The sequence below is a fragment of the Pseudomonas aylmerensis genome, from assembly GCF_001702265.1.
Lineage (GTDB): Bacteria > Pseudomonadota > Gammaproteobacteria > Pseudomonadales > Pseudomonadaceae > Aquipseudomonas > Aquipseudomonas aylmerensis.
In genome coordinates, this window is sequence record NZ_MAUE01000012.1 from 435,214 (window position 1) to 447,841 (window position 12,628).

Below are 12,628 nucleotides of genomic sequence, written 5' to 3' on the forward strand. Positions count from 1 at the left end.
GTCGAGGGCGGCTAGTTGTTGATAAGTTCTGCGGCAACCGCCGCCAGATCGTCAAAAATCAAGGTGCCTACCGGCAGGTTTTTCGCCTGGGTCTTTTCGCCTTTCCCGGTCTTAACCAAAACTGGCTGAGAGTCGACGGCTTTGGCCGCCTCCAGGTCACCGAGGCTGTCCCCGACGAACCATAGCCCAGCCAAGGGCACCTTGTAATGTTCTGCAATGGTTTTCAACATGCCAGGCTTGGGTTTGCGGCAATCGCAGCCCTCATCCGGCCCGTGGGGGCAGTACACCACCAGTCCCACCTCACCGCCCTGCTCGGCCACCAACGTGCGCAAGCGCGCGTGCATGGCGTCCAGGGTGGCGATGTCGTAGTAACCGCGGGCGATGCCGGACTGGTTGGTGGCGATGGCCACCGTCCAGCCGGCTTTGCTCAACTGCGCGATGGCCTCGATCGAGCCGGGCAGTGGAATCCACTCCGCCACCGACTTGATGTAAGCGTCGGAGTCGTAATTGATCACCCCGTCCCGATCGAGAATCAGCAGTTTCAACATGATCAGCCCAGTACGGAAATGTCGGCGATATTGATGAACAGGCCACGCAGACGCGCCAGCATGGCGTAGCGGTTTTTGCGTACACCCGCGTCTTCGGCATTGATCATCACCGCTTCGAAGAACGCATCCACCGGCTCACGCAAGGTGGCCAGGCGCGCCAGGGCTTCGGCGTAGTTGCGTTCGGCGATCAGCGGCTTCACCGCGTTTTCTGCCTTGGCAATGGCCGAGTTCAGCGAGAACTCCTTGGCATCGGCAAACAGGCCAGGGTCGACATCGGCGTTGCCCAGGCCTTCGGCCTTGCTCAGCAGGTTCGACACGCGCTTGTTCACGGCGGCCAGGGCATCGGCCTCAGGCAGTTTGCGGAAGGCCTGCACGGCTTGTACGCGTTGGTCGAAGTCCAGCGCCGAACCCGGCTGCAGGGCACGTACCGACAGGTACACCGAGACATCCACGCCTTCGTCTTCGTAACGCGCACGCAGGCGGTCGAACACGAACTCTAGCACTTGCTCGGCCAGGCCGGCTTGCTTGACCTTGCCGCCGAACTGGCCGACCGCGAACACCACGGCCTGGGTCAGGTCGAGGTCCAGCTTCTTGTCGATCAGGATACGCAGCACGCCCAGGGCAGCACGGCGCAGGGCATACGGGTCTTTGCTGCCGGTAGGCAACATGCCGATACCGAAGATACCCACGAGGGTGTCCAGCTTGTCGGCGATCGCCACGGCTGCACCGGTCAGGGTGGTCGGCAGTTCAGCGCCGGCACCGCGCGGCATGTACTGCTCGTTCAATGCCAGGGCGACATCGTCCGGCTCGCCGTCGTTGAGGGCGTAGTAGTAGCCGGCAACACCTTGCATCTCCGGGAACTCGCCGACCATCTCGGTGGCCAGGTCGCACTTGGACAGCAAGCCTGCACGCGCAGCCCAGGCAGCATCCCCACCAATGCGTGGCGCGATGTAGGCGGCCAGCTTGGAGACGCGCACGGCTTTGTCGTAGACGCTGCCGAGTTTTTCCTGGAACACCACGTTTTGCAGGCGCAGGTTGAAGTCTTCGAGCTTCTGCTTCTTGTCTTGCTTGAAGAAGAACTCGGCGTCGGTCAGGCGCGGGCGCACGACTTTCTCGTTACCGGCGATGATCTGCTGCGGGTCCTTGCTCTCGATGTTGGCCACGGTGATAAAGCGCGGCAGCAACTTGCCATCCACGTCCAGCAGGCAGAAGTACTTCTGGTTGTCCTGCATGGTGGTGATCAATGCTTCTTGCGGCACGTCGAGGAAACGCTCTTCGAACGAGCACACCAGCGGCACCGGCCATTCAACCAGCGCGGTCACTTCGTCGAGCAGGCTTGGCGGCACGATTGCGGTGCCTTCCTGCAGGCGGGCCAGCTCTTCGGTGCGCTTGCTGATCAGCTCGCGACGCTCGTTGGCATCGGCCAGCACGTAGGCTGCACGCAAGTCGTCGAGGTAGTTGGCCGGCGAGGTGATGCGCACGCTCTGCGGATGGTGGAAGCGGTGGCCACGAGAATCACGGCCGGCCTTCTGGGCAAGGAGCGTGCAGTCGATGACCTGGTCACCAAGCAGCATCACCAGCCATTGGGTCGGACGCACGAACTCTTCCTTGCGCGCGCCCCAGCGCATGCGCTTGGGGATCGGCAGGTCGTTCAGGGAATCTTCCACGATCGTCGGCAATAGGCTGGCCGTTGGCTTGCCCTTGATGACCTGGCTGAAACGCAGTTTCGGGCCGCTCTGATCGATTTCGCTCAGCTCGACGCCACACTTCTTGGCAAAGCCCAGGGCCGCTTGGGTCGGGTTGCCGTCAGCATCGAAAGCGGCCTGGCGCGGTGGGCCGTCCAGGTTGATGTTACGGTCTGGCTGCTGGGTTTCCAGCGCGGTCAGCAATACGGCCAGGCGACGTGGCGCGGCGTAGACTTTTTTCGCTTCAAACTTCAGGCCAGCGCTGTGCAGGCCTTTTTCGATACCGGCCAGGAACGCGTCGGCCAGGGTATTGAGTGCCTTGGGTGGCAACTCTTCGGTGCCCAGTTCAACCAGGAAATCTTGAGCACTCATTGTGCAGCCTCCAGCTTAGCCAACACTTCATCACGCAAATCCGGGGTAGCCATCGGGAAGCCCAGCTTGGCGCGAGCCAGCAGGTAGGCTTGGGCGACGGAACGCGCCAGGGTGCGCACACGCAGGATGTATTGCTGGCGCGCGGTTACCGAGATGGCACGGCGAGCATCCAGCAGGTTGAAGGTATGGGACGCCTTCAACACCATTTCATAGCTCGGCAACGGCAGCGGCTGGTCGAGTTCGATCAGGCGCTTGGCTTCGCTTTCATAGAAGTCGAACAGTTCGAACAGCTTGTCGACGTTGGCGTGTTCGAAGTTGTAGGTGGACTGCTCCACTTCGTTCTGGTGGAACACGTCGCCGTAGGTGACTTTGCCGAACGGGCCGTCAGCCCACACCAGGTCGTAGACCGAATCCACGCCTTGCAGGTACATGGCCAGGCGCTCGAGACCGTAGGTGATCTCGCCGGTCACCGGGTAGCACTCGATGCCGCCCGCTTGCTGGAAGTAGGTGAACTGAGTCACTTCCATGCCGTTGAGCCAGACTTCCCAGCCCAGGCCCCAGGCGCCGAGTGTTGGCGATTCCCAGTTGTCTTCGACGAAACGGATGTCGTGGACCAGCGGGTCCAGCCCGACATGTTTCAACGAGCCCAGGTACAGTTCCTGGAAGTTGTCCGGGTTCGGCTTCAGGACTACCTGGAACTGGTAGTAGTGCTGCAGACGGTTCGGGTTTTCGCCGTAGCGGCCGTCAGTCGGGCGACGACTGGGCTGCACATAAGCGGCGTTCCAGGTTTCCGGGCCGATGGCCCGCAGGAAGGTAGCGGTGTGGAAAGTGCCGGCGCCTACTTCCATATCGTAGGGCTGAAGTACCACACAACCTTGCTCGGCCCAGTATTGCTGGAGGGCGAGGATCAAGTCTTGGAAGGTACGCACGGCTGGCGTAGGCTGGCTCACGAAATTCACCTGTTACTTGGGCTGCGATTTAAAGAGCGGGAGTATACCCGATTCGGCCCTGCCACCACTCCCTGGAGCCTTATGCCACGCTGCTTTTGGTGTTCTGAAGATCCGCTGTACATGGCTTATCACGATCAAGAGTGGGGAACGCCGCTGCGCGATGCGCAGGGTTTGTTCGAGTTGCTTTTGCTCGAAGGGTTCCAGGCGGGCCTGTCCTGGATCACCGTTTTACGCAAACGCGAGCATTATCGAAAGGTCTTGTTCGGCTTTGATGCCCAGCGCCTGGCACAGCTGACCGATGCAGAAATCGAAGCGCTGATGCTCGACCCGGGCATCGTGCGCAATCGCCTCAAGCTCAACGCCACCCGACGCAATGCCGCTGCCTGGCTGGCGCTGGAGGACCCGGTGGAGTTTCTGTGGTCGTTTGTGGGCGGCGTGCCCAAGGTCAATCATTTCAAGGACCGCAGCCAGGTCCCGGCCATTACGCCGGAGGCTGAGGCCATGAGCCGCGCCCTGAAAAAAGCCGGGTTCACCTTCGTCGGCCCGACCATCTGTTACGCGTTCATGCAGGCCTCGGGCATGGTCATGGACCACACTCAGGATTGCGACCGTTACGCGGACTTGGCCAACGCCGGTTAGAATGGCGGCTTTGCGCACCACACACGATCAGGAGTGACCTGTGGAAAAGTTTAAAGGCGCCTTGCTGGTAGGCGCTCTTCGGTTGTTTGCCCTATTGCCCTGGCGCGCGGTTCAAGCGGTCGGCACGGCGATTGGCTGGATCATGTGGAAGACCCCCAATCGCTCTCGCGACACGGTGCGGATCAACCTCTCCAAATGCTTCCCCGAGATGGACCCGGTCGAGCGCGAACGCCTGGTCGGTCGCAGCTTGATGGACATCGGCAAGTCGCTGACCGAAAGCGCCTGCGCCTGGATCTGGCCGGCCCAGCGCTCCATTGACCTGGTGCGCGAAGTCGAAGGCCTGGAAGTGCTGCATGAAGCCCTGGCCTCGGGCAAGGGCGTGGTCGGTATCACCAGCCACCTGGGCAACTGGGAGGTGTTGAACCACTTCTATTGCAGCCAGTGCAAACCGATCATCTTTTACCGTCCGCCCAAGCTCAAGGCCGTGGACGAATTGCTGCGCAAACAGCGCGTGCAATTGGGTAACCGCGTGGCGGCCTCCACCAAGGAAGGCATCCTCAGTGTGATCAAGGAAGTGCGCAAAGGTGGCCAGGTGGGCATCCCTGCCGACCCGGAGCCGGCGGAGTCGGCCGGTATCTTCGTACCGTTTTTCGCCACCCAGGCCCTGACCAGCAAGTTCGTGCCGAACATGCTCGCGGGCCACAAGGCCGTCGGCGTGTTCCTGCATGCCCTGCGGCTGCCGGACGGCTCGGGTTACAAAGTGATCCTGGAAGCGGCGCCGGAAGACATGTACAGCACCGACACTGCCACCTCCTGCGCGGCGATGAGCAAGGTGGTGGAGCGTTATGTCGGCGCCTACCCGAGCCAGTACATGTGGAGCATGAAGCGCTTCAAGAAACGCCCGCCGGGCGAGGCGCGGTGGTATTGATTTACGTCGATCTGTAGACCCCTGCAGATCTAGTGTGGGAGCTGGCTTGCCTGCGATGGCATCACCTCGGTGTAACTGAAGGACCGAGTTGCCTGCATCGCAGGCAAGCCAGCTCCCACAGGAATCTCTTCAGGCTTGGCGGTCGAGTTTCTTCAGGAACACCGTCATCTCTTTCTCAGCCTGCTTGTCGCCATGCGCCTGGGCCGCTTCGATCCCCTTCTCCCACGCCAGCCGCGCTGCGGCACTGTCACCGTTGGCCTGATGGGCCTTGCCCAACAGCTTCCACGCCGCCGAATACTTCGGATCAAATTCGACGCACTTCTGCAAATGCTCCGCCGCCTTGGCATTGTCCTTCAAGTCCAGATACCCCTTGCCCAAGCCAAAGCGTAGCAATGAGTTATCCACACCCTTGGCGAGCATTTTTTCCAGGGATTCGAGCATGGCTGTGCATCCTTTAGCTAGGTCGGGTTTTCAATAACGCCATCGCGGACAAACCCGCTTCCATAGCAGGAAAGCGATCTCCTGTGGGAGCGGGCTTGCCCGCGATGAGGGCGGCAGGCTCAGCTGAATGTGTTGATCAGAAAAAGCTCAGGCCCACGTGGAACAACTTCTCCACATCACGGATATGTTTCTTGTCCACCAGGAACAGGATCACATGGTCACCCGTGGCGATCACCGTGTCGTCGTGGGCAATGATCACTTCTTCGTCGCGAATGATCGCACCAATGGTGGTGCCCGGCGGCAGGCCGATATCGCGGATGGCCTTGCCGATCACCTTGCTCGATTTCGCATCGCCGTGGGCAATCGCCTCGATGGCTTCCGCCGCGCCACGGCGCAGGGAGTGCACGCTGACGATATCGCCCCGGCGCACGTGGGCAAGCAAGGTGCCGATGGTCGCCAGCTGCGGGCTGATGGCGATGTCGATATCGCCGCCCTGGATCAGGTCGACATAGGCCGGGTTGTTGATGATGGTCATCACCTTCTTGGCGCCCAATCGCTTGGCCAGCAAGGACGACATGATGTTGGCCTCGTCATCGTTGGTCAGTGCCAGGAAGATATCGGCGTCGGCGATGTTCTCCTCCATCAGCAGGTCACGGTCCGAGGCGCTGCCTTGGAGGACGACGGTGCTGTCGAGGGTGTCGGACAAGTGCCGGCAGCGTGCCGGATTCATCTCGATGATCTTGACCTGATAGCGGCTCTCGATGGCTTCGGCCAGGCGCTCGCCAATCTGTCCGCCACCGGCGATGACGATGCGTTTGTAGGTCTCGTCCAGCCGGCGCATTTCGCTCATGACCGCACGAATATTCGCTTTGGCAGCGATGAAAAATACTTCGTCGTCGGCCTCGATCACGGTATCGCCCTGAGGCAGGATCGGTCGGTCGCGGCGGAAGATCGCCGCCACGCGGGTTTCCACATTCGGCATGTGTTCACGCAGCTGGCGCAATTGCTGGCCCACCAACGGACCGCCGTAGTAGGCCTTCACCGCCACCAGTTGGGCCTTGCCCTCGGCGAAGTCGATCACCTGCAAGGCCCCGGGAATTTCGATCAGGCGCTTGATGTAGTGGGTCACCACCTGTTCCGGGCTGATCAGCACGTCCACTGGAATCGCGTCGTTGTCGAAAAGCCCGGCACGGGTCAGGTAAGCCGCCTCACGCACGCGGGCGATTTTGGTCGGCGTGTGGAACAGGGTGTGGGCGACCTGGCAGGCGACCATATTGGTCTCGTCGCTGTTGGTCACCGCCACCAGCATATCGGCGTCGTCGGCACCGGCCTGGCGCAGTACCGTCGGAAATGATGCGCGGCCCTGCACGGTGCGGATGTCCAGGCGGTCGCCAAGGTTGCGCAGGCGTTCGGCATCGGTGTCGACCACAGTGATGTCGTTGGCTTCACTGGCCAAATGCTCGGCCAGCGTGCCACCGACCTGCCCTGCCCCAAGGATGATGATTTTCATCCGGTCACTCCCTTAAACCCATTCAGCCGCGTGCGGCGGCAATCTTGATCAGTTTGGCGTAATAGAAGCCGTCGTGTCCGCCTTCCTGTGCAAGCAATTGGCGACCATGGGGTTGCTTGATGCCGGCGGCCGTGGCGAGATCGAGCTCACGCGCACCGCTGGTGCGGGCGAGGAAGGCTTGGATCACCTCGGTGTTTTCGGTGGGCAAGGTCGAGCAGGTGGCGTAGAGCAGGATGCCGCCGACTTCAAGGGTCGGCCACAGTGCGTCGAGCAACTCGCCTTGCAGCACGGCCAGGGCGGCGATGTCGTCGGGTTGGCGGGTCAGCTTGATGTCCGGGTGGCGACGGATCACGCCGGTGGCGGAACAGGGGGCGTCGAGCAGGATGCGCTGGAACGGCTTGCCGTCCCACCAGGTGGCGGTGTCGCGGCCGTCGGCGGCGATCAGCTCGGCACTCAGGCCCAGGCGTGCGAGGTTTTCCCGCACGCGCACCAGGCGCTTGGCTTCCAGGTCGACGGCGACCACACCGGCGAGGTCTTTTTCGACCTCAAGAATGTGACAAGTCTTACCGCCAGGCGCGCAGCAGGCGTCCAGCACGCGCTGGCCGGGGGCCAGGTCGAGCAGGTCGGCGGCCAGTTGCGCGGCTTCGTCCTGCACGCTGATCCAGCCTTCGGCAAAGCCCGGCAGGCTGCGCACATCGGTGGCGGCGTCGAGAACAATGCCGTCGATGCTGTACACGCAGGCAGTAGCGCCAATGCCCGCGTCCGCCAGCAGTTGCAGGTAGCTGTCCCGATGGTGATGGCGACGGTTGACCCGCAGGATCATCGGCGGGTGTGCATTGTTGGCCGCGCAAATGGCTTCCCATTGCTCGGGCCAGAAGGCCTTCAGGGACTTTTGCAGCCAGCGCGGGTGGGCGGTGCGCACCACCGGGTCATGCTCCAGCTCGGCCAGCAGCGCTTCGCTTTCACGCTGGGCGCGGCGCAGTACGGCATTGAGCAGCGCCTTGGCCCAGGGCTTTTTCAGTTTATCGGCGCAACCGACGGTTTCGCCGATGGCCGCGTGGGCCGGCACGCGGGTGTAGAGCAACTGGTAGAGGCCCACCAGCAGCAACGCTTCGACATCGGCATCCGCCGCCTTGAAGGGCTTTTGCAGCAGCTTGGCCGCCAGCGCCGACAAGCGCGGCTGCCAGCGGGCAGTGCCGAAGGCCAGGTCCTGGGTGAAGCCACGGTCGCGGTCGTCGACCTTATCCAACTGCGTGGGCAACGAACTGTTCAGCGAAGCCTTGCCGTTGAGGACGGCGGCGAGAGCCTTGGCGGCGGCCAGACGCGGATTCATTGCGCGACCACCCCGAGAAGCGTGCCCAGGGCAAATTTCTCACGACGGCTGTTGAACAAATCGCTGAAATTAAGCGCCTTGCCCCCGGGCAATTGCAGACGGGTCAGGCACAGCGCCTGCTCACCACAGGCGACCAACAGGCCGTCCTTGCTGGCGCCGATGATTTCACCGGGAGCACCTTTACCGTCGGCCAGGGTGGCGGCCAATACCTTCAGGGCTTCGCCATTGAGGCTGCTGTGGCAGATCGGCCACGGGTTGAACGCGCGCACCAGGCGCTCCAGCTCCACGGCCGGGCGGTTCCAGTCGATGCGCGCCTCGTCCTTGTTCAGCTTGTGGGCGTAGGTGGCCAGGCTGTCGTCCTGCACTTCGCCTTCCAGGGTACCGGCGGCGAGCCCGGCGATGGCCTGGATCACGGCAGGTGGGCCCAGTTCGGCCAGGCGGTCGTGCAGGCTGCCGCCGGTGTCTTCGGCGGTGATCGGGGTGGTGACTTTGAGCAGCATCGGGCCGGTGTCCAGGCCAGCCTCCATGCGCATCACGGTGACGCCGCTTTCACGGTCACCGGCTTCCACGGCGCGTTGGATCGGCGCTGCACCGCGCCAGCGCGGCAGCAGCGACGCATGGCTGTTGATGCAACCCAGGCGTGGGATATCCAGCACCGCTTGCGGCAGGATCAGGCCATAAGCGACCACGACCAGCAAATCCGGCTGCAGCGCGGCCAGTTCGGCCTGGGCCTCGGCATTGCGCAGGGTCGGCGGTTGCAGCACAGGAATGTTGTGCTCGAGCGCCAGTTGCTTGACCGGGCTCGGCATCAGTTTTTGCCCGCGACCGGCCGGGCGATCCGGCTGGGTGTACACCGCGACGATGTCATAAGGGCTGGCAAGCAGCGCCTTGAGGTGTTCGGCGGCGAATTCGGGGGTGCCGGCAAAAACAATGCGCAATGGCTCGGTCATGGGAGGTCTCGGTTAAAAGCAGTCACAAAAGAAAAAGGCTTGCCGCAGCAAGCCTTTGGAAGAAGGGCATCAAGCTTGCTGGCGATGCTTTTTTTCCAGCTTCTTCTTGATCCGGTCACGTTTGAGCGTGGACAGGTAATCGACAAACAGCTTGCCGTTGAGGTGGTCGCATTCGTGCTGGATGCAGACTGCCAGCAGGCCTTCGGCAATCAGCTCGAACGGCTTGCCGTCGCGGTCCAGGGCCTTGATCTTCACGCGCAGCGGGCGTTCGACGTTCTCGTAGAATTCCGGCACCGACAGGCAGCCTTCCTGGTATTCGCCCATCTCGTCGGTCAGCGGTTCGAACTCGGGATTGATGTACACCCTCGGTTCGCTGCGGTCTTCCGACAGGTCCATGACCACGACGCGCTGATGCACGTTGACCTGGGTCGCGGCGAGGCCGATGCCCGGGGCTTCATACATTGTTTCAAACATGTCATCGACCAACTGACGAACCTTGTCGTCCACTACGGCCACCGGTTTGGCGATCGTGCGCAGGCGCGAGTCGGGGAATTCGAGGATGTTCAAAATAGCCATAAGCGTAATTGCTGCACATGTGAGGTAGAGGCAAATCGGCGTTGGGATGGACCCAGACAGCCGGTGTGAAAGGCTCGCAAGCCGCGAAGGCTATGGCATTTCACGCGAACGCACATAATAAAGGAGATTCACCCCATGAGGAAATCGCTACTCGTCTTGCTGCTGTGGGCCCCGCTTGCCATGGCCCTGCTTCCTGCACCCGTCCAGCGCCTGGATCCGCCGGCCTATCAGGCCATCCAGCGCTTTTTATTGCACAACCGCATTCTTGATTCGCCCACCGACCTGGACACCGCGCCCTACATTGTCGCCGCCGGCAACGGCCGGGTATTGGGCGCCCATGACGAGCACGTGCATGCCCGGGGCGACCTGGATCCTGCCCAGCCGGGTTATGCAATCGTGCGACGCGGCAAGGCTTACACCGATCCGCACACCCAGGAGCTGCTGGGTATCAACGCCGATGACATCGGCACCGCACAATTTGTAACCGCAGGTGATCTCACCACCCTCGCCGTGCATCGGGTCACCCAGGAGGTCCGGCCTGGCGATCGCTTGCTGCGCGTCCAACCTGCCATCGATCCGGCCAACTTTGGCGCATCCCGGTCGGCGCCGTTCATTGCGGGACAGATCATCGATATTCCCAGGGGCGTGACCCAGATCGGCGTGCTGGATGCCGTCACCCTGAACAAAGGCCGCCGTGACGGTGTGTTCGAAGGCCAACTGCTGACATTGATCAAGGCCGGCGCGACCGTGCGCGACACCTTGACTGGCGCACCAGTCACGCTACCGGACGAACGCGCCGGCACGCTGTTGGTGTTTCGCACCTATGAAAAGCTCAGCTATGGCCTGGTGCTCAGTGCTTCCCGACCCTTGGCCGTAATGGATCGTTTCGAGAGTGCTGATCAAACGCAATAAATAGCCTGCTAAATAAGTTACCAACAGAGTTATCCACAGCTTGTTCCGGTCAAGGATGATCAGATGTATCCGATAAACAGCAGTGAAATATCCCCTTCAGAACTGGAAGCCCGACTACGCTTGCACAGGCTGCCGGAGGTGGGCCCGAAGCGTTTTCGCTTATTGATCGAGGCATTCGGCTCGGCCTCAAAGGCGATCAGCGCGCCGGCCAGTGCCTGGCGTTCCCTGGGTTTGCCAGCCATCAGCGCCGAGGCTCGGCGCAGTCACGAGATCCGCGACGGTGCCAGCCGGGCATTGGGCTGGCTTGAGCACCCGGCCCAGCATTTGCTGATGTGGGACCAGCCGGACTACCCCGCCTTGCTTGCCCAGATCGACGATGCGCCGCCGCTTTTATTCGTCGCAGGCGACCCCGGGATCCTGGAAAAACCGCAGTTGGCGATGGTCGGCAGTCGCCGTGCATCACGCCCAGGCATGGACACCGCCGCTGCCTTTTCCCGCAGCCTGGCAAGCGCCGGTTTTGTCATCACCAGTGGCCTGGCGTTGGGCATCGACGGTGCGGCTCATCAAGCGGCATTGGACGTCGGCGGCCAGACCATCGGCGTGCTCGGCACGGGGCTGGAAAATTTTTATCCACAGCGCCACAAACGCCTGGCAGAAGCGATGATTGCCCATGGCAGCGCAGTGGTTTCCGAGTTTGCGCTGGATGCCGCGCCCCATGCGGCCAACTTTCCACGGCGCAACCGAATCATCAGCGGCCTGTCCCTGGGCGTGCTGGTGGTGGAAGCCAGCATCGCCAGCGGCTCGTTGATTACGGCGAAACTGGCGGCTGAACAGGGGCGTGAGGTGTATGCGATTCCGGGCTCTATCCATCATCCCGGCGCCAAGGGCTGCCACCAGTTGATCCGCGACGGCGCGGTACTGGTGGAAACCATCGAGCACATTCTGGAAGGGTTGCGCGGCTGGCAGGCGTTGTCTCGCCCGGTGCCGATACCGGTGGTGCATCCGCTGGTGGCGCTGCTGCACGCGGCGCCTCACACCAGTGAGGGGTTGGCGATTGCCAGCGGGCGCCCGCTGTCCCAGGTTTTGGCGACCCTGACGGAGCTGGAGCTGGAAGGCCAGGTGATCTGCGAAAGCGGGCGCTGGCTTGCGCGCTGCTAGGTTTTGTAACGAAGATCGGTAAACTGCGCAGAGCTTTAGTCCGGAGAGTGAGCAATGGTCAACAGGTGGCGTGTGCTGGAAACCGCACGAGAAATTCGCGCAGGCGCGGTGATCGCCTACCCAACCGAGGCGGTGTGGGGCTTGGGCTGCGATCCGTGGAATGAAGAGGCAGTCGACCGTCTGCTCGCGATCAAGAACCGCTCGGTAGACAAGGGCCTGATCCTGGTGGCGGACAACATTCGCCAGTTCGATTTTCTCTTCGAAGACTTCCCGCAGGACTGGATCGACCGCATGGCCAGCACTTGGCCGGGGCCGAACACCTGGCTGGTGCCCCACCAGGATCTGTTGCCGGAATGGGTGACCGGGATGCACGACACCGTCGCGTTGCGCGTCACCGACCACCCACTGGTGCGGGACCTGTGTTCGCTGGTCGGGCCGTTGATTTCGACGTCGGCCAATCCTCAAGGCCGTCCTGCCGCGCGCACGCGAATTCGCGTGGAGCAGTACTTCCGCGGCCAGGTGGACCTGGTATTGGGCGGCGCCCTGGGTGGGCGCAAGAACCCGAGCCTGATTCGAAACCTGGCAACCGGTGAGGTGGTGCGGCCGTCCTGAGGGCGCATCGTGCC

13 protein-coding genes are annotated in these 12,628 nt (G+C 62.3%); 5 read left to right on the forward strand and 8 right to left on the reverse strand.

Annotated elements, in window-relative coordinates:
- Positions 1-11 precede the first annotated feature (11 nt).
- The 3 genes from gmhB to glyQ are packed head-to-tail and all read right to left on the reverse strand — an operon-like array spanning position 12 to position 3,555.
- Positions 12-551: a D-glycero-beta-D-manno-heptose 1,7-bisphosphate 7-phosphatase gene (gene gmhB, locus BBG20_RS10200; RefSeq protein ID WP_174245652.1), complete on the reverse strand. Its 540-nt coding sequence runs from the start codon at positions 549-551 to the stop codon at positions 12-14.
- A complete protein-coding gene (gene glyS / locus BBG20_RS10205) occupies positions 551-2,605 on the reverse strand; it encodes a glycine--tRNA ligase subunit beta (RefSeq protein ID WP_065902707.1) in 2,055 nt (684 codons plus the stop codon). Before glyS ends, gmhB begins: the two co-directional genes overlap by 1 nt.
- Positions 2,602-3,555 carry a glycine--tRNA ligase subunit alpha gene (gene glyQ, locus BBG20_RS10210; protein ID WP_003187265.1) on the reverse strand — a complete coding sequence of 318 codons (954 nt, stop codon included), beginning with the start codon at positions 3,553-3,555 and terminating at the stop codon, positions 2,602-2,604. Before glyQ ends, glyS begins: the two co-directional genes overlap by 4 nt.
- Positions 3,556-3,636: 81 nt before the next feature.
- Here glyQ and BBG20_RS10215 point away from each other — a divergent pair, with 81 nt between their 5' ends.
- Together BBG20_RS10215 and BBG20_RS10220 are read left to right on the forward strand one after the other, a co-directional pair.
- Positions 3,637-4,194, forward strand: a complete 558-nt coding sequence (locus BBG20_RS10215; protein WP_065902709.1) for a DNA-3-methyladenine glycosylase I — start codon at positions 3,637-3,639, stop codon at positions 4,192-4,194.
- A 40-nt stretch (positions 4,195-4,234) separates the two neighbouring features.
- Positions 4,235-5,122 carry a lysophospholipid acyltransferase gene (locus tag BBG20_RS10220; protein ID WP_065902711.1) on the forward strand — a complete coding sequence of 296 codons (888 nt, stop codon included), beginning with the start codon at positions 4,235-4,237 and terminating at the stop codon, positions 5,120-5,122.
- Positions 5,123-5,251: 129 nt separating this feature from the next.
- Here BBG20_RS10220 and BBG20_RS10225 read toward each other — a convergent pair whose 3' ends face one another.
- The 5 genes from BBG20_RS10225 to def form a co-directional block, all read right to left on the reverse strand.
- Positions 5,252-5,563: a tetratricopeptide repeat protein gene (locus BBG20_RS10225; protein ID WP_065902712.1), complete on the reverse strand. Its 312-nt coding sequence runs from the start codon at positions 5,561-5,563 to the stop codon at positions 5,252-5,254.
- A gap of 136 nt (positions 5,564-5,699) precedes the next feature.
- Entirely contained in the window at positions 5,700-7,073 is a 1,374-nt protein-coding gene (gene trkA / locus BBG20_RS10230) for a Trk system potassium transporter TrkA (RefSeq protein WP_065902713.1), read from the reverse strand.
- A gap of 22 nt (positions 7,074-7,095) precedes the next feature.
- Positions 7,096-8,406, reverse strand: a complete 1,311-nt coding sequence (gene rsmB, locus BBG20_RS10235; protein ID WP_065902715.1) for a 16S rRNA (cytosine(967)-C(5))-methyltransferase RsmB — start codon at positions 8,404-8,406, stop codon at positions 7,096-7,098.
- Positions 8,403-9,356, reverse strand: coding sequence for a methionyl-tRNA formyltransferase (gene fmt / locus BBG20_RS10240; RefSeq protein ID WP_065902717.1), 954 nt, complete (start codon positions 9,354-9,356; stop codon positions 8,403-8,405). The genes rsmB and fmt overlap by 4 nt, the downstream gene beginning before the upstream one ends.
- A 69-nt stretch (positions 9,357-9,425) precedes the next feature.
- A complete protein-coding gene (gene def / locus BBG20_RS10245) occupies positions 9,426-9,932 on the reverse strand; it encodes a peptide deformylase (protein WP_053127413.1) in 507 nt (168 codons plus the stop codon).
- 135 nt (positions 9,933-10,067) lie between these two features.
- On the opposite strand from def, the gene BBG20_RS10250 reads away from it, so the two are divergent.
- The 3 genes from BBG20_RS10250 to BBG20_RS10260 all read left to right on the forward strand — a co-directional run bounded on the left by BBG20_RS10250 (position 10,068) and on the right by BBG20_RS10260 (position 12,614).
- The gene (locus BBG20_RS10250) at positions 10,068-10,844 is read left to right on the forward strand and encodes a peptidoglycan-binding protein (RefSeq protein WP_065902718.1); all 777 of its coding nucleotides are present in this window, start codon (positions 10,068-10,070) and stop codon (positions 10,842-10,844) included.
- Positions 10,845-10,907: 63 nt separating this feature from the next.
- Positions 10,908-12,002 (forward strand): DNA-processing protein DprA, encoded by a 1,095-nt coding sequence (gene dprA / locus BBG20_RS10255; RefSeq protein WP_065902719.1) that lies wholly within the window; start codon positions 10,908-10,910, stop codon positions 12,000-12,002.
- 54 nt (positions 12,003-12,056) lie between these two features.
- Complete coding sequence (locus BBG20_RS10260; RefSeq protein ID WP_065902720.1) at positions 12,057-12,614, forward strand: L-threonylcarbamoyladenylate synthase; 558 nt, start codon at positions 12,057-12,059, stop codon at positions 12,612-12,614.
- Positions 12,615-12,628 lie beyond the last annotated feature (14 nt).

Excerpts from the sequence above, each read along its gene's own strand:
- glyS (WP_065902707.1), bottom strand. The coding sequence starts at position 2,605 with ATGAGTGCTCAAGATTTCCTGGTTGAACTGGGCACCGAAGAGTTGCCA.
- BBG20_RS10215 (WP_065902709.1), top strand. The coding sequence starts at position 3,637 with ATGCCACGCTGCTTTTGGTGTTCTGAAGATCCGCTGTACATGGCTTAT.
- BBG20_RS10225 (WP_065902712.1), bottom strand. The coding sequence starts at position 5,563 with ATGCTCGAATCCCTGGAAAAAATGCTCGCCAAGGGTGTGGATAACTCA.
- trkA (WP_065902713.1), bottom strand. The coding sequence starts at position 7,073 with ATGAAAATCATCATCCTTGGGGCAGGGCAGGTCGGTGGCACGCTGGCC.
- rsmB (WP_065902715.1), bottom strand. The coding sequence starts at position 8,406 with ATGAATCCGCGTCTGGCCGCCGCCAAGGCTCTCGCCGCCGTCCTCAAC.
- fmt (WP_065902717.1), bottom strand. The coding sequence starts at position 9,356 with ATGACCGAGCCATTGCGCATTGTTTTTGCCGGCACCCCCGAATTCGCC.
- def (WP_053127413.1), bottom strand. The coding sequence starts at position 9,932 with ATGGCTATTTTGAACATCCTCGAATTCCCCGACTCGCGCCTGCGCACG.
- BBG20_RS10250 (WP_065902718.1), top strand. The coding sequence starts at position 10,068 with ATGAGGAAATCGCTACTCGTCTTGCTGCTGTGGGCCCCGCTTGCCATG.
- dprA (WP_065902719.1), top strand. The coding sequence starts at position 10,908 with ATGTATCCGATAAACAGCAGTGAAATATCCCCTTCAGAACTGGAAGCC.
- BBG20_RS10260 (WP_065902720.1), top strand. The coding sequence starts at position 12,057 with ATGGTCAACAGGTGGCGTGTGCTGGAAACCGCACGAGAAATTCGCGCA.